The sequence below is a fragment of the Prauserella sp. PE36 genome (assembly GCF_003311655.1).
Lineage (GTDB): Bacteria > Actinomycetota > Actinomycetes > Mycobacteriales > Pseudonocardiaceae > Prauserella_A > Prauserella_A endophytica.
In genome coordinates this window covers 13,968-33,151 of the sequence record NZ_QEQT01000051.1, presented here as the reverse complement: position 1 = coordinate 33,151, position 19,184 = coordinate 13,968, and the positions used below count along the sequence as shown (strand labels likewise).

The 19,184-nt window shown below is 67.8% G+C and carries 16 protein-coding genes; 1 reads left to right on the top strand and 15 read right to left on the bottom strand.

The features are described 5' to 3' along the window. Nucleotides 1–87 precede the first annotated feature (87 nt). Nucleotides 88–756, top strand: coding sequence for a response regulator transcription factor (locus tag DI005_RS12620; protein ID WP_110341457.1), 669 nt, complete (start codon nt 88–90; stop codon nt 754–756). A 12-nt stretch (nt 757–768) separates the two neighbouring features. Here DI005_RS12620 and DI005_RS12615 read toward each other — a convergent pair whose 3' ends face one another. The 15 genes from DI005_RS12615 to DI005_RS12545 all read right to left on the bottom strand — a co-directional run bounded on the left by DI005_RS12615 (nt 769) and on the right by DI005_RS12545 (nt 19,175). Continuing rightward, nucleotides 769–981, bottom strand: a complete 213-nt coding sequence (locus DI005_RS12615; protein ID WP_110341459.1) for a hypothetical protein — start codon at nt 979–981, stop codon at nt 769–771. Further along, nucleotides 978–2,333, bottom strand: coding sequence for a peptidyl-prolyl cis-trans isomerase (locus DI005_RS12610; RefSeq protein WP_110341460.1), 1,356 nt, complete (start codon nt 2,331–2,333; stop codon nt 978–980). The genes DI005_RS12615 and DI005_RS12610 overlap by 4 nt, the downstream gene beginning before the upstream one ends. Beyond that, on the bottom strand, nt 2,330–4,546 hold the full coding sequence (locus DI005_RS12605) for an MMPL family transporter (protein ID WP_233520112.1): 2,217 nt from the start codon (nt 4,544–4,546) through the stop codon (nt 2,330–2,332). The genes DI005_RS12610 and DI005_RS12605 overlap by 4 nt, the downstream gene beginning before the upstream one ends. A 119-nt stretch (nt 4,547–4,665) precedes the next feature. Then, the gene (locus tag DI005_RS12600) at nt 4,666–5,961 is read right to left on the bottom strand and encodes an MlaD family protein (RefSeq protein WP_009156918.1); all 1,296 of its coding nucleotides are present in this window, start codon (nt 5,959–5,961) and stop codon (nt 4,666–4,668) included. Between the two features lie 13 nt (nt 5,962–5,974). After that, nucleotides 5,975–7,240, bottom strand: coding sequence for an MlaD family protein (locus tag DI005_RS12595; protein WP_110341464.1), 1,266 nt, complete (start codon nt 7,238–7,240; stop codon nt 5,975–5,977). Next, nucleotides 7,237–8,556, bottom strand: coding sequence for an MlaD family protein (locus DI005_RS12590; RefSeq protein WP_009156920.1), 1,320 nt, complete (start codon nt 8,554–8,556; stop codon nt 7,237–7,239). The genes DI005_RS12595 and DI005_RS12590 overlap by 4 nt, the downstream gene beginning before the upstream one ends. 5 nt (nt 8,557–8,561) lie before the next feature. Further along, nucleotides 8,562–9,842 carry an MlaD family protein gene (locus DI005_RS12585; RefSeq protein ID WP_110341466.1) on the bottom strand — a complete coding sequence of 427 codons (1,281 nt, stop codon included), beginning with the start codon at nt 9,840–9,842 and terminating at the stop codon, nt 8,562–8,564. Then, the gene (locus DI005_RS12580; protein WP_110341468.1) at nt 9,842–11,272 is read right to left on the bottom strand and encodes an MlaD family protein; all 1,431 of its coding nucleotides are present in this window, start codon (nt 11,270–11,272) and stop codon (nt 9,842–9,844) included. Before DI005_RS12580 ends, DI005_RS12585 begins: the two co-directional genes overlap by 1 nt. Continuing rightward, nucleotides 11,269–12,498 carry an MlaD family protein gene (locus DI005_RS12575; RefSeq protein ID WP_110341470.1) on the bottom strand — a complete coding sequence of 410 codons (1,230 nt, stop codon included), beginning with the start codon at nt 12,496–12,498 and terminating at the stop codon, nt 11,269–11,271. Before DI005_RS12575 ends, DI005_RS12580 begins: the two co-directional genes overlap by 4 nt. A gap of 4 nt (nt 12,499–12,502) precedes the next feature. Next, nucleotides 12,503–13,363 (bottom strand): ABC transporter ATP-binding protein, encoded by an 861-nt coding sequence (locus DI005_RS12570; protein ID WP_009156924.1) that lies wholly within the window; start codon nt 13,361–13,363, stop codon nt 12,503–12,505. A gap of 36 nt (nt 13,364–13,399) precedes the next feature. Beyond that, complete coding sequence (locus DI005_RS12565) at nt 13,400–14,272, bottom strand: ABC transporter permease (RefSeq protein ID WP_009156925.1); 873 nt, start codon at nt 14,270–14,272, stop codon at nt 13,400–13,402. A gap of 28 nt (nt 14,273–14,300) precedes the next feature. Next, nucleotides 14,301–15,164 carry an ABC transporter permease gene (locus DI005_RS12560; RefSeq protein WP_009156926.1) on the bottom strand — a complete coding sequence of 288 codons (864 nt, stop codon included), beginning with the start codon at nt 15,162–15,164 and terminating at the stop codon, nt 14,301–14,303. 141 nt (nt 15,165–15,305) lie between these two features. After that, nucleotides 15,306–15,641, bottom strand: a complete 336-nt coding sequence (locus DI005_RS12555; protein WP_233520111.1) for a hypothetical protein — start codon at nt 15,639–15,641, stop codon at nt 15,306–15,308. A gap of 334 nt (nt 15,642–15,975) precedes the next feature. Beyond that, a complete protein-coding gene (locus DI005_RS12550) occupies nt 15,976–17,388 on the bottom strand; it encodes an NAD(P)/FAD-dependent oxidoreductase (protein WP_110341472.1) in 1,413 nt (470 codons plus the stop codon). After that, nucleotides 17,385–19,175, bottom strand: a complete 1,791-nt coding sequence (locus DI005_RS12545; protein WP_110341474.1) for a DUF3556 domain-containing protein — start codon at nt 19,173–19,175, stop codon at nt 17,385–17,387. The genes DI005_RS12550 and DI005_RS12545 overlap by 4 nt, the downstream gene beginning before the upstream one ends. Between the last annotated feature and the right edge of the window lie 9 nt (nt 19,176–19,184).

The window sequence follows — 19,184 nt, the reverse complement described above, 5'->3', positions numbered from 1 at the left end:
TCATCGCGGTAGCGGGCACCTGCGTCGCGCCCACGTGGTCGTCTGGCATCTGAACCCCACTGGTTACAGTCGTATTAAGGTTAGGCCATGGATGGTGATAAGCTGGTGGTGGTCATCGTCGACGACCACGATCTGTTCACACAGGGCTTGGCTCTGTTGCTGGAGAGCCGGGTCGGCGATCGTATCTCGGTCGCAGGGTCGACCAGCCGGCCGGAGGAAGCGGCCGCGCTGGTCGGTTCGACTGGCGCCGGTCTGGCGATCGTCGATCTCGCCATGCCGCCGATCGGCGGCGTGGCGGCAGTCCGGCACATCAAGTCGCGCCATCCGGACACCAGGATCTTGGCGCTGTCGGGCACCACCGATCGGGGTTTGGCGGAGGAGGCATTGTTGGCGGGCGCCGACGGTTACCTGTCGAAGTCCGCGGACCCCGACACGCTCGTCGCCCCATTACTAAGCGTCGCGGCCGGTTTCCGAGTCGTCGAACCAGATCTGTTCACCGCGCTGCTGGATGGCATCCGCCGCCCGCCGGAAACGATTCTCCAGAGATTGGATACCGAGGAGATGCGCCTGTGGGGCTTGCTCGCGCGGGGCGCCGAGACCATCGAAATCGCCGAACGGATGCTGGTCTCCGAGCGTACGGCCAAACGCATGATCGCGGCCCTGTTACACAAGCTCGACGTCGGGAGCCGCGCGGAAGCCGCGGGACTGGCTGGATACTATGGGCTGATCGACCGGCCCAAGGATACGGGCGTCTGAGACATGCCGGCATCAAGGTCCCCACAAGGCCAGAACGGACAGGACGACGAAGGCAGCCGCCACCACCTGTGCGGCGACCGCACCCCGGCGCAGCACCCGCGCGCGGCGGGCGCGTTCCCGGGCACCGAGCGCCGCAGGTACCGCCGTGTCGGCATTCCGCAAGCCCCACCGGCCGAGCAACACGAGTAGTACCGCCAGCACGAGCAGGGGACCCGCCGTGCTCACCGGGGACCCCCTTGCCGGGGCGGCTGACCGGGTTCGGCTGGCTCCTGCCCTTGGGGAACCCCGAGCTCACCCGGCTGCACGCTCGGCGGAGCGTCCGGGGATGCGGGCAGGTAGGCATCGGCGTACTGGATGTCCGCGTCGCGGATTCGCTCGGCCAGCCAGTCGCGCCAGGTTTGGAGCTTTCGTTCCAGTTCGAGTTGCTGCTTCAGCGGGTCGCGCACCTGGTCGAACCTCGCGGGCTCGGCCGGGGTGATTCCGGTGACCATACCGACGTTCCAGCCGAACTTGTTCTGCACAGGGCCGAAGTGCTCACCCCGCCCAGCGGCGAAGGCTGCCTTGGCGTAGCCGGGCTGAAGCTGGTCCCGGGTCACGGTGCCAAGGTTTCCACCGTCGCTTCGGGTCGCGCTGTCAAGACTACGCTGTCGGGCAAGCGTGTCGAACGATGCCCCGCTGCGGAGTTCGGCAACGATCCGGTCTGCCTCGTCTTTGGTCCGAACGACGATGTTGGCCAGTTCCCGGCGCTCAGGAGTCCCCAGCTGATCTTTTCGTTTGCTGAATGCCTCACGGATTTCCTGGTCGCCGACCTCCGGTGTGTCCTTGGTGACCGTGTTGAACAGCTGGTCCATGGCCAACTGCTTCTTCACCTCGTCCAGGACGGCTCGTTCCGACGTGCCCGCGTTGCCCAGCGCCTGGACGAACTGGTCGCGACCTTGGGTGCCTTCGCCGAACTGCTGGGTGACGAACCGGCTCAACGTGTCCCGGGCCGCCTTGTCCGCCACCACGATGCCGTGGTCCCGCGCCGCCCTGTCGAGGAGCAGGCTCACCGCATAGGCCTTGGCGGCGTCGCGCCGGAAACGGTCCAGCCTGCCGGGCTCCTGCGGTGGCTCGATACCGTAGAGTGCACGCCATGTGTCGGTGACTTCGCCTAGGTCGTCAACGGTGACGACACGATCGTCGATCCGGAAGGCGGCATCGTCCGGCAGTTGCTCACCAACCCACCAGAGGTAGCCGCCCGCGCCACCGCCCGCGAGCAGCAGCGTCACGGCCGCGACTGTCCGCGCCTTCCGGGTCCGCGGGAGCCTGATTCGCCTGAGGAGGCCGCGCAGGCCGCCCGGCTCACCGTCGGCGTTCCGCTCGGCATCTACGCCGTCCGCACCGCTGTCGTCGTTGTTGGCGATGTCGCGGTCTTGGCCACCCGTGCCCTGGGTTCCTTGCTCTCGCCGCTGGTCCGGCGAGCAATCCTCGGCGACGTGGGTGTCCCGGTCCGTGCCCGAACGCTCTGCGTCGTTCTCACGCGTATCAGCATCCTGTTCCTTGGCATCCGTCACGTCGGATGTCTGCCGCTGCTTCATGATCCACCTCCTGGCGTGGTGACGGATACGGGCGGAGTGGTCGCGGTCGCTGGGCGACGATCGCTCCGCCGGAGGGGCTTCACGGTAAGCCAGACGACGCACGCCGCGGCTCCGAGGGCGAGCAGCACCGATGCGGCGAGCAGCAGACCGAACTCCCGGACCGCCTCGAGCTGGGACACGGCGAGCACCGCGTACCCGACGGCCGATGTCGCCGTGGCCAGCAACACGGAGGTGCGCAGCGCGGCGTTGCCCCGTCGCACCGCTTCGGCGAGCAGCACGGTGAACTCGCACCCGACGGCCGCTGTCAGGGAACCCAGCGCGGCGGTGATCGGGGTCAGCGGAACCCGTGCCACCCACAGGGCGGCGAGGCCGACCCCGGTTGCGAGGGTGGCGGCGGCGACGGCGCGCGCGGCGTCGCTCCTGCGGCGCAGGCCGATCAGGAGCACGCCCCCAGCGGCGAGGATCCCCGCCACATTGGTGATGACACGGTCGGAGGAGACAAGTTCATGCCCGCGGACCGCAGCCATCGGCAAGCCGGTCAACTCCACCCGGTACCCCGTCGGGGGCGGTGGCAGGTTCCTGGCGACGTCGTCGCGCAGCGTCCGCAGCTGGTCGAGGTCGTCCATGCGCACACCGAAGCTGAGCACAGCTGCCCGCCGGTCGTCGCGGAACACCGAGCCGGTGAGGTACGGCGGCAGCAGCCGGGTCGCGGCCTCGATCTGCGCGGCGGACGGCGACGACCCGAGGAAGGGAAGCAGGGTGGCGGGCGAGATGACCGGCCGGAGCTGGTCTCCGTGCCGTTCGACGATCATGCTCTGAGCGCTGTGGGACCAGCTGACGGCCTGGGGTGCGAGCACGTCGGGGCCGCGCAACACCACCGCCACCTCACCGGAGGAGCCGATGACCGATTCCACCTTACGCGCGTCCTCGAGGGTTTCCAGCCCTGCGGCGAAGTTGCGGAAGTCGCTGTCGAGTCTCAACTGCGGCAGCATGACCCAGCCCGTCGCCGCGACCGCGACGGCGAGCAGCGCGGCAGCAGCCCGGATCGGCCAGGACGCAGCGGTGCGGGTAGCGGGCCGACGGTCGCCGCGAGGCTCAGCGTCAGCCCGTGACACCGCGCGCACCAGCACCATACCCAGCGCGGCGGCGAGCAGAACGCCGAAGGCCAGCGTCAGGCCGAGGTCCCGGACGAGGGGTAACGGGGACAGCGCCAGGGTGGCGAATGCCGCCGCGGTCGCGCTGGCGACCACCAGCACGACGCGACGCCGGGCGTGCTGCGCGAAGTAGGTTGGATAGTAGCTGCCGATGCCCAAGAGCACGGGAAGGAAGGCGACCACGCCCAGGGACAGGGGCCGGTCTAGCCACCCGAACGTGGCGACCGTGAGCGCCACCGCCACGGTGGTCGTCACCACGGGCAGGAGCCGTCGTCGCACACCCCGGGTCCAGGGGATGAGCAGAAAGCACGCGGCGACCGCCACCACCGCGATCCCCCCGATCACAGGGATTTCCCAGCGCACCTGACTGGCCAGATCCGAGGTCACCGTGGGAACGCCGGAAACGATGGCACGCTCGGCACCCACGGTGTCGCGGGCCGCCGAGACGGCATTCCGGACGCTCTGCACGAGCCGGTCGGTGCCGTCCTGGTCCAGCCCCTCGCGTGGCCGGATCAGCACGGCGACGGCCCGGTCGGACGGGACCATGAACCGCCACTGTGGTTTGGGTTGCCCGTCCGGTGTGTGGAGGACCGTCTCAACGAAGCCGGGGTTGCGCAACGTGGGCAGCCCAGCCGGAAGCCCTTGCACCAGGAGTGCCCCGTACCGGGCGTCGAACTCGGCCGCCGTCGCGTCTCCGCCTCGGGCGCGGAGGGCGTCGCGTCGTCCCGCGAGCTCGGCGAGCAGGTCCTGCACCCGGCCGGCGATCTGGTTGAGCGTGGTCGCGGGGCCGTAGGTGGCGGCGACGTCGGGTAGGCGTGACAGCTGGCCCTCCAGCTGCAGCAGCGGCAGCAAATGTTGCTGGTCGAGCAGCTCACCCGGCTGGCGTGACTCGAGCAGGACCACGACGGGGTCCCCGCCGAAGTCGGACGCCGCCGCCTGCAGCTCCTGCAGCGCGGGGTCGTCGTGTGGCAGGAAGGACTCGACACTGGTCTCCAGGCGCACCTGTGCCAGCCCGCCGATCAGGAAGGCGACCACGAGCAGGGCGCCCAGGATGGTCACGGCGCCGCGTTTGGTCCGGTACCGCGACCACCGGGGGCGCCGCTTCTCCGCTGGCGCATGGGAGTGCCGACCCCAAGGCATGGGCAGTCGGAGCCGGAGGCGTGGAGGACGCGGCCTTCTCATTTGTTATCACGCTGCACGCGGGGGTACTCGCCGTCGAACGGGCCCGGGTTGGCCGCCTCCCCCGGTGCGGGGTACGGGTTGTACTTGTCCAGCAGGGGGATCTGGTTGAGGTTGAGCGGGTTGCCCCGGACGCTCTGCTCGTTGACCGGCGGGAACGTCCGCAGCCAGCGGCCGTTGGTGTCCCCCCGTGCCATCGACTGTGCCATGTTGGCGAACATGCTGGCGACATCGGGGCCGTAGGGCCGCAAGTAGGCCAGCATGGGGTTGACGTCGGCGAGCGCCACGTCGAGGGTCGGCAGCAGGCGCTGCGCGTCGGCCGCCACCGCGGGGACCCTCGTGAGGGTGTCCGGCGCGGTGTTCAGCACGCCGTCCAGGGAGGGCAGCAGGCCGCGCAGGTCGGCGGAGGTCCGCGGCAGTTCCCGCAGTGCGGCACTGAGGTCGGGGGCGGCCGTACGCAGGTTCTGGGCGATGGGTGCCAGGCTGGTGGAGAGCCGGTCCAGGTCGTCGGTGGCGGCGCTCGCGCTGTCCAGGACCGGTGGTAGTCGACGGAGCACCGCCTCGATCTGGCCGGCGCCGTCGGCGGTGGTACGAGTCAGGGTGTCGGCGTCGGCGACCAGCCGGGCAATCTGTCCTTGGCTGGTGTCGAGCGCGGCCAGCAGGGTCGCCGTCTTCCCCGTGAGTTTCGACAGATCGTCGCTCTGGGCGGACAGCGCGGCCAGGGCGCCCTGTCCCTCCCGGCCGAGGTAGCCGAGGCCGGTGAGCGCACGGGAGATGTTCTCGCGGCTGCCTTCCGTCGCCCCGCCGAGGGAACGCACCGCGCTTGCCAGCGCCTCACGGGTGGGCTGGTCGAGGCTGGCCAGAACATCGTTGAGCTGCACCGGCGGCTGGCCGGCTGAGTCCGGCAGGGTGGCGCCGCTGGGCACCGGCGCGCCGTCACCGTCGCTGATCTCCAGGAAGGTCTCCTCGACCAGGGTCTTGTTCCGGACCCGCACCGTGGCACCTTCGTGCACCGGATACTGGTTGTCCAGTTCCATCGTCACGCGTGCCCGCTCCCCGGCAGGGCGAACCTCGGCGACTTCGCCGACCCGGACGCCGGCGACCATCACGTCCGCGCCGGGCACCAGGTTCGCCACCCGGGGAAAGCTCGCCGACAACTGGTAGGCCGAGCGTTGGAAGGGAAGCCGCCCGCCCGAGTTGTCCCAGAGATAGCCGAAGATCACGGCGCACACGGCGACGAAGACGATCAGGACGGTGAGCCGGATGGCCGGCAGCACGGAATGCGAGATTCTCATGGTGGTCGACCGCCTAGCGTGGTGTCGGGCTGGACAGGATCTCGGCGCCCGGGAGCGGCAACGTGCTGGGCGTCACCTGGAGCAGGCCACGCAGGATGCCGCCATTGGCGTCGTGGAGGCTGGTCACCGAGTTGGTCTGGTACACGAAGGCTCCCAGGTCGTTGAGATAGGGGAGCAGGGAGGCGGTGATCGGCTCCAGCCGGCTGGTGGTGTGCCGCAGGTCGGGCAGGAGGGCGTTGACGTCAGTCACCAGGGGCCGCAGGTCGTTGACGACGGGCCTGGCCTTGGTCACCACCGGGTTGGCCACGTCCACGGTCTCGCCGACGCGATCGACGGTGGCGGTCAGCCTGCGCAAGGAATCCGGGAGCGTGCCGGAGGCCTGCCGCAGGCTGTCCAGGACCGGATCGAGCTGGTCGCTCAGGGCCTGCACGCTGCCGGTGGCGCGGCCTAGCTCGTCGGTCACGTCGGGCAGCTGGGCGAGCGCCTCGTCGATGGCGTCACTCTGCTCTCCGGCCGCGGCCAGCGTGTGCTGCAGGTTCCTCGCGAGCTCGGCCAGGCGCTGGTCGTTCTCACCGACGGCGCTGGACACCTGAGCGAGTGCGGTGACCAGTTGCGCGAGCTTGTCCTTGCGGGTCTGCAGCTCGACGACGACGGGTTTGAGGTCACGCACGACGCGGTCGGTGGCGGACAGCCCGCCCGGCAGTGCCTCCGGCGCGTGGGCCAGTGCCGTGTCGGACTCGGTGAGCAGCGCGGTCAGGGCGCTGCGGGTATTCGTGTCGAGGTGCGCGAGGACCTCGTCCGCTTGGATGGGCCGCTGCGACTGCGTTGCCGGGATCATGTCCCCTTCGGCGAGCGGCTTGCCGGGCGGGCCACCGGGATCGATCTCCACGTACATCTCGTTCATCGGGCTCTTGGGCCGCAGCACCGTCCGGGCGTTGTCGTAGACGGTGTGACCGGGTTCGATCGAGAGTGTCAGCTCCGCCTTGCCGTCGTCGGAGACCGAAGCGGACTCGATCTGCCCGACCTGCACACCGGCGATGCGGACCTCCTGTCCGTTGCCGGGGCTCACGGCGGGCGCGTTGTCGAACTCGGCTGTGAAGACGAACTGATCCTGCCACGGCCAGGTCGTGGTCCCCGATCCCTGCTGACTCAGGATGTATCCGCCGGCGCCGAGGCCGAGGGCCACCAGAACGGCCAGCGTGAGCACGTTGCGTCCCAGGCGCGGCTCGTTGCGCACCCGCTGCCACGTCTTGCGCAGGCGGTGCCGTGTGCCGCTCATCGTGGCTCTCCCTTCCCGATGCCGGTGAGGTTGCGGAACAGCTGTTCCAGGCTGATCGGCAGGCCGGCGAGCGTGCCTGGGGCGACTCCAGGATGGAACGCGATCGAGGCGCCGTTGGCGTCGGTCATGGAGGAGGCCCGGTCGACATTGGCGAACATGTACGCCAGCTCCTGGTACAGCGGCCTGTCTCCGCCGGTGTCCGAGTAGGGCCCGGTGCCGTGGTAGGGCGAAAGGACCGTGGCTTTGACCGGACCGTTGAGGCGGTCCAGCACCGGGCCACGCACGTCGTCGAGCACGGGCGTGGCGTCGCGGGCGGTGGGCACCAGCCGCTCCACGACGGGCCTGGCATCGACCAGCAGGTTCTTCAGGTCGGTCACCAACGGGCGGGCCTTCGCCAGTACGGGATCGGCATGCGCCAGCGCGGTGTCGAGTTCCGCCGCGACGGGGCGCGCCGGGTCAGCGGTGTCCCGCAGCCGGATCAGCGTGCCGTCCAGGCGGCGCAGCCCAGCGTTCGTCGAGTCCAGGGTCCGGGGCAACGTCGCGAGCGCGTCCGCCAGGTCGGCCGAGCGCCGCCCCAGCACGGTGCCCAGGGTGTCCAGGTCACGCACGATGGCGTCCAGTTGCCCTGGCTGCTCGGTCAGCGTCCGCGCCGTCGACTCCAAGCCCCCCACGACGTGAGTGAGGTCCGTTGCCGGGCGCGTGCCCCGGGCGGCGTCGAGTACGGTGGCCGCCGGGTCCAACGTGCCTGGGGCATCGGCGAGGAGCCGGTCCAGCGCGGCGCGGCCACGTTCGTCCAACGTGCGATCCAGCGAATCAACGGCCGACGTCGCGGACTCCAGCGTGTCGGGTGGCAACGCCCGGGTGACCTTGTCGAGCTCCACTGGGACCTCCGTTCGCGCGACCGGGATGGTGCCGCCGAAGTCCCCGGGCTGCCCTCCGGGTACGAGATCGAGGTAGTACTTGCCACCCAGGAGTGTGGCGGGGCGGATCACCGCGGACGGCGCGGAGCGGAGCTTGCCCGGAATGTCGCCGTCGACCTTGACCTCGACTCGCGCGGAGCCGTCGGACCCCGGTTCGACGGCGGTGACCTTGCCGACCGGGACCCCGGCGACCTTGACCTCCGTGACGTAGGGACGAAGATGGTAGTCCCGGGCGAAGTGGATCGCGAATGTCGTGCCCGGCTTCAACGTGGTGAGAATGGGGTCCTTGTTGAACAGGCCGACGCCGACCACCAACGCTACGACGATGAAGACCAGGCCGAGTCGGAACGGGGAGCGCCGGGCCCGTGCGAGCCTCTTCCGCGGATTCGATTCCATCTGTGTCACCTCGGTCCCAGCAGTGTGCTCTTGTCTCGTGCGGCCTCGCCGGGTGCCGGGTACGGGTTGCGCGCAGTCAGCGGGTCACGCAGGCCCCGCACGATGCCGGTCGCGGTGCTCGTCCCGACCGGCGGTGAGAAGCGCAGCCAGTGGCCAGCCGCGTCACCCTGATGCAGGGCGTCGGTGGCGTGGGTGAACCACAGCGAGATCTCCGGGGCGTAGGGCGCCAGAACGGCCAGGGGTTGCTGCGCCGAGCCGACCGCCTCCCGGATACGCGGCGCCACCGGGCGCGCATCGGTGAACGTCCGGGTCAGGCCGTCCACCGCGGGCATCGCCTGCCCCGCGACACCGGGCACCTTGTTCAACGGCGGAATCCCTTCTCGCAGCACGCCGCGCACATCGGGGGTTGCCTGGCCGAGCGCCTGTGCTCCGGGCCGCAATGCCGCCGCGGCGGCCTCGGTGTCGGCCAGCGGCCGCCGCAGGGCCTCGAGGCTGCCGCGGACCTTGGTCAGCGTGTCCGGCGCCTTGGTCAGCGCGTCGGACACCGGCCTGGCGTTGTCGACGGCGACCGAGCGTAGGGTGGTGTCGAGCTGGCGCACAAGGTTGCTGAGTTGCTGCTCCCGGCCCTGGAAGCGGCCGCTGAAGCGATCCACGGCCTGCAGTGTCTGGACAAGGTCGGCACCCCCCTCCGTGGTCAGCGCGCGCGACACGGTCGCCAGGTCGGGCAGCTCGGTCGGCAGAGCGGCCAGCGTGTCTCGCAGGTCCTGCGTATGGCCTGCGACACCGCCGCCTGTTTCCCGGAGCGTCGAGCCCAGCGCCTTGCGGGTGGGCTCGTCCAGCACGGCGAGCAGGTCCGACAGTTCCTGGGCTCCGGTCGTTTCCGAGGCCGGGATGACCTCCCCGGGGTCGACCGCGCCGGCTTGTGGTGAACCGGGGTTGAAGGCGACGTACTTCTGGCCGAGCGCGGAGCGCGCCCCCACCGATGCGGTGACGGCCGTCGCGTTGCGGTAGATGGACCGGTGGCCATCGAACCTCAGCTCGACGACTGGCTTGCCGTCCACCAGGGTGATCTCGCCGACCTGCCCGACGCGCACGTCGTTGATCCGCACGTCATCCCCGCTGCGCAAGCCTCCGACCTCAACGAACTCGGCGCGCACCACGGTGCGCGGCAGACCGGGTATGCCCTTGTTCGCAGTGATCGCGACGCCAACGGAGGCCACGAACACCACGAGCACCACGATTCCGGTGAGCACCGAACGCCGGCGGCGCTTGCTGTTGCTTGCCATCATCGACTTCCTCCCCCGATGAGGAACTGGACGAGTCCCTGCTCCTGCTGTGGGTCGAGCCCGGTCACACCTGCCTTGGGGTCCTGTTCGGTGGAGAGCAGCCCACCGAGGATGCCGCCGTCCCCGGTAAGGCCGGGTACCTGCGGCAGGGGCAACGGCGCACGGTCAGGCTGGGGTGGTGTTTCCGGCGGTCGTTCGGAGGGCGGACCTTGCTGCTGCGCGGGTGGCGCGCCGTTGGGCGTGGGCACGGCCGCGCCGAGCAGATCCGGACTGACGACCAGCATCGCGCGGAAGTAGTGTGAGATGCCATCCCGGCCGTTGGTGGTCAGTGCCCAGTTACGGATGAAGCCGAGCACGTTGCCGAGGTTGGCGGTCAGTTCACCGACGACCGGACGCAGGTCGCCCACCGCCGACCGCAGGTCCGGACCGGCCTGCCGAAGCTGGTCCACCACCGGCCTGGCCTCGTCCAGCAGGCGCTGAGCGTGCTCGAGGACGGGGTTGGCGTGCGCCAGGGCGGGATCGGCGGCGTCGGCGAAGCGCTGGATTTCGGCGCTGATCGCGGCGAGGTCGTCGGTGGTGGGCCGGATCGCCGCGAGGGTCGGCGTGGTCTCGGCGGCGGTGCCGGTGAGCTGGGCGAGCGTCGCGCGGGCCGTCGCGAGGGTCTCTGGCAGACGCCGCAACGTCTCGGTCAGTTCCCGCCGTTTCGTGGCGGTGGCCGCGGTGAGCTTTCGCGCCGAGGCGACCAGCCGGTCGAGGTTGGCTCCCTGGTCGGCGGCGAGAGCGCTCGCGACAGGCTGCAGCTTGTCCACCAGGCTGCCGAGCAGCTGGTTCTGGTCCCGCAGGACACCGGACAGGGCCGTGGTGTCGTTCATCGACGACTCGAGGGCCCGGATGGTGGCGTCGACATTTCCGCCGTTGCCACGGATACCTTCCCCGAGCATGGTCACCAGCGCGGCCAGCGACCGTCCGGTGGGGTCGTCGACCGTGTTGAGCACCTCATCGAGGTCGGCCTGCGCGCCGGTTTGCCGCATCGGGAGGACATCGCCATCGCCGAGTACCGGCGCGTCGGGGCTTCCCCGATCCAGCTCGACGTAGCGCTCGCCGAGCAGGCTCACTGGACGGATGGTGGCCCTGGCGTCCGTGTGCACGGGAAGGGCCTCGCTCTCCAGGCTCAGCACCACGGAGGCCTTGCCGCCCCGCACATCCATCGCCGCCACCTGGCCGACCTTCACGCCACTGACCTTCACCTCGTTGCCGACCAGCAGAGGACTCGCATCGGCGAAGCGCGCGACGATCGTGGTCTGGCCCGGCTCGCTCTCCTGGTCAATGCCGACTGTTCCCGCTGTCACCCCGAGCACGGCCACCGCGACGACGGCGAGAATCCGGCCACGCGGTAGCCGACGAGGCACCTGGTTGGGCTGCTTGCTCATCGCACTCCACCTCCGGCGGCATCCACCCAGGGCTGGTCGACCAGCGAACCGGGCGCCGGTGTCAGGTCCTTCTTGTAGCCGGGGGGGACGATGCCCGGATTGACGTTGACGCTGCCGAGCCCGGCCTGAACGTAGATCCGGGCGTAATGGCCGTTGGTGTCATAGTTGGCGTTCGCGGAGCCCCAGTTCGCGGCCCATCCGGCGATCTCCGGGGTGTAGGGCCGGAGAAAACTCAACGCGGGAGTGAGGTCCCCGACTAGTGAGTTGGCGCCCGGCAGTACCCCATGAGCGCTGTCCAGCAACCCCGGGGTGTAGCGAAGCAGATCCCGCGCCACCGCCAGTGTTGGCCGCAGTTCCGCGACGAGCGGGCGCAGGTCAGCCAGCACCGGCCTCAGGTTCCGGGCCACCGACGGCAACTTGTCGGTAGCGGGTTTCAGATCCTCGAGCAGCGGAACCGCCTTGTCCGCGACGGAAGGGACCCGGTCCAGTGTCGTCTTCGCCGTGTCCAACGTGCCCGGAAGTTTGTCCAACGCCTCCGCCACCGCGTGCTTTTGCTGTGCGGTGAGACGGGTCGTGGTCGAAACCTGCTCGATGATATTGCGGATGGCCTGCTCGCGGTTGACGAGCGTGGACACGATGCCATCCAGTTGGGTGATCAGTTGCTTGATCGCCGGACCGTCACTGCCGACCGCCCGCAGAACCTCACCCAGGGCCTCCAGCGCCGGCCCCGCCGACCGCAACGTGTCACGGAGGTCCTCTTCGTTGCCGTCCACGGACTTGTCAAGCCGCCGGATCAGGGAGGACAGGTGCTCTCGCGTGGGCTCATCCAGTGCCGCGAGGACCTGGTCGACCTCCATCGGCGTAGGCATTTCCCCTCGAATCATTCCTCCGTCCGGGATGACGGCGTTCCCGGCGGGCCCGTCCGCGACGGCGACGATACGTTCACCCAGCGCCGCCTTCCACTCGATGGTCACGACCGCACCGTCGTGCAGCGGAGCGTGGTCGTTGTTCATCGCCAACGTGACCCGGGCCTTGCCGTCCTGCACCGCGATGTTCTCTACCCTGCCCGCCTCGAAACCCTTGACGTGAACTGAGCCGCCTTCGACGACGTTGGTGGCTGATGCGAGCACGACGTCGACTCGATAACCGTCGTCCCTCCCCAGCACGAAGCCAGCAACTCCGAGAACGACGACGGCGACGACGCCGAAAGCCAAGATGCGTCGCATCGAGTCAGTCCATTCCCAACGGTCCAGCGGAATCTCCGGAGAGAAACTGCCGGACAAACGGGTCCTCGGACGCGAATGCCTCCTCGGCCTCGCCGTAATGCACCACCTGTCCCTGCCAGATCAGGCCAACATAGTCACTGACCTTCCGCGCGGTCCTAATGTCATGCGTGACGAGAAGGTAGGTCCCCTTGTGCTCGTTGTGCATTTTGAGGATGAGGTCGTTGAGCAGGCTGGTACGCACCGGATCGAGACCGGAATCCGGTTCGTCGAACAGCACGACCTCGGGATCCAGCACGAGCGCCCTCGCGAATCCGGCCCGCTTGCGCATCCCACCCGAAACCTCACTGGGTAGTTTCGCCATTGCCTTCTCCAGCCCGACCTCCTGGAGCCGACTCACCACAATTTCCTCGATATCCGACTCGTCGAGATCGGTGTGCTTACGCAGCGGGAAGGCGGTGTTGTCATAAATATTCATCGATCCGAAAAGTGCACCGTCCTGAAACAGGACGCCAAACTTCTTGCGCAGGTCGTAGCGTTCCTTCTCGCTGATTTGCCAGATGTTCTTGCCGAACACGACGATCTCTCCGTCATCCGGCTCCAGCAGTCCTACGAGGTGCTTCAAAAGTACGCTTTTGCCGGTCCCTGAAGGTCCCAGGACGGTCGTGATCGCGTCATCGACGAAGTCGATGCTCATTCCGTTCATCACCCGGAAGCTGCCGAACGACTTGACGACATTCCGCACTTCCATCGAGTGCCGCAGCTGTCCGTTGCCGTCTCGACGCACCTGATCGCCGGCAGGCAGGTTCCCCGCATGGGGAAGTTGCGTCGTCGGCTCTGTCGCCGTCGAGGGTGACACAAAGGACATCGTCAACTCCTTGCCGTAGAGGGACCTGGCTCAAGATCAGTTCGCGATCGGCGCGTTGGGACTGAGGCCCCAGAACAGTTGGGTGCCCAGCACTCCGATCACATGCACCAGCACCATGTTCAGCATCATGGACTTCGCCGTACTTCGGCCCACACCGACGGACCCGCCACTGGCCGTGTAGCCGTAGTAGCATCCCACGAACACGACGGCTGTTCCCATCGCCATCACTTTGACAAGGGAATACAGCAGATCGGCGGGATTTTGATAGAGCCAGAAAATGAAGCTGTATCCGCCTTCGGACACCCCGCCCAGCATCTTCACCGTCGTGAGATACTCACCGATGTACATGATGCCGAGTCCGACGATGTAGAGAAACGGAAGCGCGAGCCACGCCGCGACCACCCTGGCTCCGACCAGGTAACTGCGCGATTTCACGCCCATGACTTCCATCGCATCGATCTCGTCCGAGATACGCATGGACCCGATTTCGGCTACAAGGCCGCATCCGACCTTCGCGGAGATGATGTATCCCCACATGTAGGGCGCCATCTCGCGGATGCCACACCAGGCGTTGAAAATACCAGAGTATAACGGCGCGCCGATTTGTTTCAGCGTGTAGTTGCCCTCCAAGCCGCACTCGTATCCCATGACGAACTGCATCATCCAGATGATCAATCCGCTTGACAGGATGAGCACGCCACATTGGTGGAACACCTCGGTCGGGTAATGACGCAAGTCAGGTAACGCGCGAACCACCTGCCAGGAGAACCGCGCGATGTCACCACCGGTCGTCACCGCCTCCTTGATGGACTTGACGATACTGCCCGGGGAGACGATGACATCGGCCGGCTTCGGAGGACGGGCTCGTGAACGGCCAGCCTGCGTGCCGGTCTCTGTCGGTCGTGGCATTCCGCTACTCACAGGGTCCACCGCCTCATCACTTGAAGACAATCATGTCCGGGTTCACACCGAGGATGATCGCGGTGAACACGGCATTGACGATCCAGATGGTCGCGAATGCGATGACGACCGCCTGGTTCACCGCCTTGCCGACACCGATGGGGCCGCTCCCCGGGTTCATCCCCTTGTAGCAGCAGACGACGCCTATGATCATGCCGAACAGCGACGTCTTGACCACGCTCGCCCAGATATCGGTCGTTGTCGCATTGTCGAAAAAGCTCGCCACGAAGGCGCTCGGATTCGCCTCGAGAATAGGGACGGCCGCGATGTATCCACCGACGACGCCGAATACCAACGCCACGATGTCCATCAATCCCGTGATGAGCGTCAGCGCGACAACTCGAGGCACCACAAGCGTCCGGATCGGATCGACGCCGAGCACTTCCATGGCGTCGATCTCTTCCCGAATACGGCGCGCACCGAGGTCGGCGGTGATGGCGGTGCCCATGACTCCGGCGATGATCATCGCGTTGATCCACGGCGCGAACTCGCGCACGCTCGCCATGATGAAGAACGAACCCAGACGCTCGGGAATGCCGAACAGATAGAAGATGTTGCCACCTTGGAGGCCAGGTGCGCCAAGTCCGAATGCGATCGTGGAAATGATCATCGGAATTGAGCACAACCTCAGCGTGAGGAACATCTGGTCCCGGACCTCGCCCCAGTAGCCCATCGGGTGGCGAATCGCCGAGTACAGAACGACACCGAGTAGCCGCACCATCTCGCCGGCCTGCTCGAACGGCTTCGCTACCGACGAACCCAGACCACCAAGTGTGCGCGTTTTGGCTTCGGGCTCGCGCGACGGCCGCCGCGATGACACCGAGATGTCGGTGGAAGTCAAAGCCGCTCCTATGATTCAGACGTGTGCCGATGCTGACGACTTGGGCAGCAGACATGGCCGGAGCTGCCCGGCGGCGGGGGGCTTGCCAGGCCGTCAACCCGTACAGGATCGACGAACGCGAGGCTCACATGAGGTAGCCGACTACCTTCGGCTGCCCTGCAGAAAGCCGACGGCAGCTCCGGTGATCAGCGAGGCCGCCACCGTCAGAGCGATCTGCGCCGGATCACCGCCGGCGGGGCCGAGCAACACCAGCGGCAACATCAGTAAATAGCTGCTCATCGCGGCCACCGCGCCGTGCACGATGGGAATGCGCGCCCTGCCGACGCGGCGCGCCGCCACCACGAAAGCAACCAATGCCACGAGTGGAAGCCACAGCTGAGACAATGCTGGAGTCCAAGCGGCGACGAGCGGATGCGCAAGACTTCCCAGCAGCAGGACGGTGAATCCCGTAGACGCGCCACGTACCGCGAGCGGCATGTCGATGACGTCCCCAGGCGCTCGCTGCCCGGCTCCTCCTTGACCGGAGCCGCTTCGGCGGGTCCGCTCCGCATGCTGGCGGCGAACCGACGTCACACCCATGTGATCAAACCTCTCTGTCGCGCGGCGCTGCGCAGTTCCCGTTCGACGCCGCAGGCACGACCCGAACGCGGTGAGAGTATGCCGTGGATCACACGGCACGTGTGGGCCAACACTGGTCCGAACGGGCCAACGAACGAAACGGAGAGCCCGCCTGGGGTGCCAGACCAAAGGCCCCGTCACTGGCCTGGGGACTGTTCCAAAATCTTGTTGCTCGCACGTATCGCGAACCGCCTCAACTGAGTCGCCGCAGCGCCGAGCGTGCGGCGTTATAGCCGCACATCCCGTGCACGCCGCCACCCGGCGGGGTCGCCGCCGAGCAGATGTACACGCCGGGTATCCCGGTGTAGTAAGGATCGAGCGCCACTGTGGGACGAAAGGCGACCTGCAGCGGTGTGTTCTCACCGGTGATGATGTCGCCACCGACGTAGTTGGCGTTGTAGGTCGGCCACGCGGTCGTGGCCGTCACCGACCGGCCGACGATCCGGTCGCCCAGGCCTGGTGCGAACCGTTCGATCTGAGCGAGGATCGACTCGGTCGCGTCGCCCGAATAGCCGTGCGGTACGTGCGCGTACGCCCAGACCGGATGCACGTCCCCGGCCGATCTGGTTGGATCGGCGAGGTATTGCTGCCCCACGAGCACGAACGGGCGGACCGGCATCCGCCCGCGGCCGACGTCGCTCTCGGCGTCGGCCATCTCCTCGAAAGACCCTCCGACGTGGACGGTCCCAGCCCGGCGGCAGTCCGGGTTCGCCCATGGGATCCCCCCCTCGACCGCAAGATCGATCTTGAACGCCCCGGGCCCGTGGCGGTACCGCTCGTAGGCCCGCCGCACTCGTGCGGGCAGCTGGTCGCCCGCGACCTCGACGACGCCCCTCGGCGCCAGGTCGAGGAGAACGGCATCCGCTCGCGGCAACTCGGCCAGGGAGGCCACGCGCACCCCAGTCTCGATCTTGCCACCGAGGTCCGTTAGCAGCATCGCCATGGCATCGGTAATCACTCGTGAGCCGCCCTCGGCGACCGGCCAGCCGAACCGGTGCCCTGCCGCGATCAGCATCAACCCGATCGCCGACGTAGTCGGCCTGCCGAGCGGGTGGAAACCGTGTGCCGCGACCCCGCCGAACAGCGCCCTGGCCTCGGCACCGTCCCAGCGGCCAGCGGTCCAAGCCGCGGGCAGCAGTGCGCGCGTCCCGAACCGGGCGAGCCGAATCGGGTGCCGGGGCACATGGACAACCGGGCGCATGACGTCCTCGACCAGCTCGTCGAACCCTTCGGCCAGCGGGCCGAACAGCCGCCGCCACGCCCCGCCGTCGGTGCCGAGGCGCGCCGCCGTGTCGTCCAACGACCGCAGCAACACTCCGGCACGGCCACCATCCAGTGGGTGCGCTACCTCGATCTCCGGCCACCTCCAAGCGACGCCGTACCGGTCGAGGCTGAGTCCGCGCAGAAACGGCGACCCCAGCCCCATGGGATGGAATGCGGAGCAGTGGTCGTGCAGCACGCCGGGCACCGTCAGCTCGCTCGTGCGAGTGCCGCCGCCAATCCGGTCCGCGGCCTCCAGCACGGTCACGTCGATGCCCTCACCAGCCAGGGCGAGCGCGGCGGCCAGACCGTTCGGGCCGGCCCCCACCACGATCGCCTCGGTCATACCGCCCTCGGATCTTGGCGTGCCGCCTGGCTTGCGGGCGGGTTCGATCCCGCATTCGCGGCCGCGCGCGACCATGTGATGTGCGCTGGGATGTCACAGTCCCAGGGCTGGCGGGCCAGCATATCGGAGACGGCGACATAGCCGCGCTCGAACTCACCGATAGCCGCGTCGACAAGTCGGTAGCGCTGCCGCTGCCGCTGGATCGGCTGCGCGTCCAGGACAACGACGCGCACCTCGCCCTCCTCGAAGTGGCATCGCTCCTGCAGCGCGGCGACCAGCTGCTCGTTGTGCAGATGCCCATCGCCGAAGTTCCAGCCCAGGATCGGCCCCGCGATGAACTCCCCGTCGATCACAACGTAGCCCGTCTCGTGCTCAGGTCCTGCCGCCCGCGGGATCAACCCAAACAGAGCCCTGCCGTGCGTGTGCATGGCACGGAACGTATAGCCCTTGTGTGCGAGCAGGTCGGCCACTCGCTCGCCGTAGAGCTTTACGAGTTGCCTCCGCGGGAGCGTCGCGGCCTTCTTGACGTGCGTGTCCAGCTTCGCCACCGCGCTCGGCTTGAGCAACCACATCGAGGTGTCCCAGTTGCCCGCGTAGTAGCGCATTCCGATCAGGAAGGAGATCTTGTTCGGAAAAAGGTTACCGAGGACGACCCCGGCCGCCAGCGCGCATATCACCAGCGCCACCGGAAGTGGGTTGCTGATGTCGGCGAGCCCGTATTGCGCCTTGTCCACGAACAGGAACGCGATTCCGAACATCATGTATACGTTCCACTCGAGTGGCACACCCATCGGAATGCTGGTGAGGATAAGCAGGTGGAACGCGACCATGATCGCGGCTGCAACCAGCGTGACCGTACCGCCGTCGGAGACGAACAGGACGAGCGGCACCAGGTACTCGACTGCGGTACCGAAGTGCGCGAGGAATCGGCTGACGGCACCGGGTCGGAGGTCTTCCGGGTATCCCCGGTGCAGCCTGCGCTTGATCGCCTTACTGCGCACCAACGGCGTGTTGCTCAGCATCACAGCGACGACGTTTGGGAAGTGCCGGTTGAGCTTGGACGTCGCCGCACCCCACCAGATCGCGACCAGCACGAGCTTCGCGGCCACGATCATGTCGATCCCAGGCAGCAGGAACACGACGACGGCGGACAAGTAAACCTCGGACCGCGCCGCGAGGAAGATCATCTTGTCCCGCAACCCGAGCAGCGGCAGCAGCACCAGCAGCGGCACAAACCGGCTCGGCTCGATCATTCCGACCTGCGCATCGAGCCCGCCCGCGGAGCGATTCGCCGGGGCCAACAGGATCCAGAGCGTGGCGGCCAGCACTACGGCATAGAGCAACACGTCGACAACCGAACGCCGGGACCCGCTGGTGAACGGGACCTTGCCCGGCCACGGCGGCATCCGGATCGTGCCCGGTCGCAACCAGTGCAGAAACGCGCCGAGCGGTGGCAGGAATCGCAAGGTCAGCGGCCCGAACCCGCAGCCGAAGCCGAGCACTTCGAACAGGAGTGTCCACACGACGACCTTCTGGAACACCACGGGCTCGTCCCACCAGTCCGGGAAGTCCCAAAAGGCCCCAATGCCCGGAGTGAGCGAGGCGAAGAACAACCCGCCCGCGATGTAGCCGATTATCTTCGCGATATACAGCAGATACACGCCGTCTGGTGCACCGAACCCCGCGACCCCCCAATGCTGCACCATCGGCTTAATCCGCTCGGCGCGGGTCTTCGTGCGCCACTCGCCGTAGTCGACGTCAGGCAGGACTGGATTGATGAATCCCATGTCGGTCCT

Bases quoted from the DNA above. Each gene is read 5' to 3' on its own strand.
- DI005_RS12580 (WP_110341468.1), bottom strand. From the start codon at position 11,272: ATGAGCAAGCAGCCCAACCAGGTGCCTCGTCGGCTACCGCGTGGCCGG.
- DI005_RS12545 (WP_110341474.1), bottom strand. From the start codon at position 19,175: ATGGGATTCATCAATCCAGTCCTGCCTGACGTCGACTACGGCGAGTGG.
- DI005_RS12590 (WP_009156920.1), bottom strand. From the start codon at position 8,556: ATGGAATCGAATCCGCGGAAGAGGCTCGCACGGGCCCGGCGCTCCCCG.
- DI005_RS12600 (WP_009156918.1), bottom strand. From the start codon at position 5,961: ATGAGAATCTCGCATTCCGTGCTGCCGGCCATCCGGCTCACCGTCCTG.
- DI005_RS12610 (WP_110341460.1), bottom strand. From the start codon at position 2,333: ATGAAGCAGCGGCAGACATCCGACGTGACGGATGCCAAGGAACAGGAT.
- DI005_RS12620 (WP_110341457.1), top strand. From the start codon at position 88: ATGGATGGTGATAAGCTGGTGGTGGTCATCGTCGACGACCACGATCTG.
- DI005_RS12550 (WP_110341472.1), bottom strand. From the start codon at position 17,388: ATGACCGAGGCGATCGTGGTGGGGGCCGGCCCGAACGGTCTGGCCGCC.
- DI005_RS12570 (WP_009156924.1), bottom strand. From the start codon at position 13,363: ATGTCCTTTGTGTCACCCTCGACGGCGACAGAGCCGACGACGCAACTT.
- DI005_RS12575 (WP_110341470.1), bottom strand. From the start codon at position 12,498: ATGCGACGCATCTTGGCTTTCGGCGTCGTCGCCGTCGTCGTTCTCGGA.
- DI005_RS12585 (WP_110341466.1), bottom strand. From the start codon at position 9,842: ATGGCAAGCAACAGCAAGCGCCGCCGGCGTTCGGTGCTCACCGGAATC.
- DI005_RS12565 (WP_009156925.1), bottom strand. From the start codon at position 14,272: ATGCCACGACCGACAGAGACCGGCACGCAGGCTGGCCGTTCACGAGCC.
- DI005_RS12595 (WP_110341464.1), bottom strand. From the start codon at position 7,240: ATGAGCGGCACACGGCACCGCCTGCGCAAGACGTGGCAGCGGGTGCGC.
- DI005_RS12555 (WP_233520111.1), bottom strand. From the start codon at position 15,641: ATGCCGCTCGCGGTACGTGGCGCGTCTACGGGATTCACCGTCCTGCTG.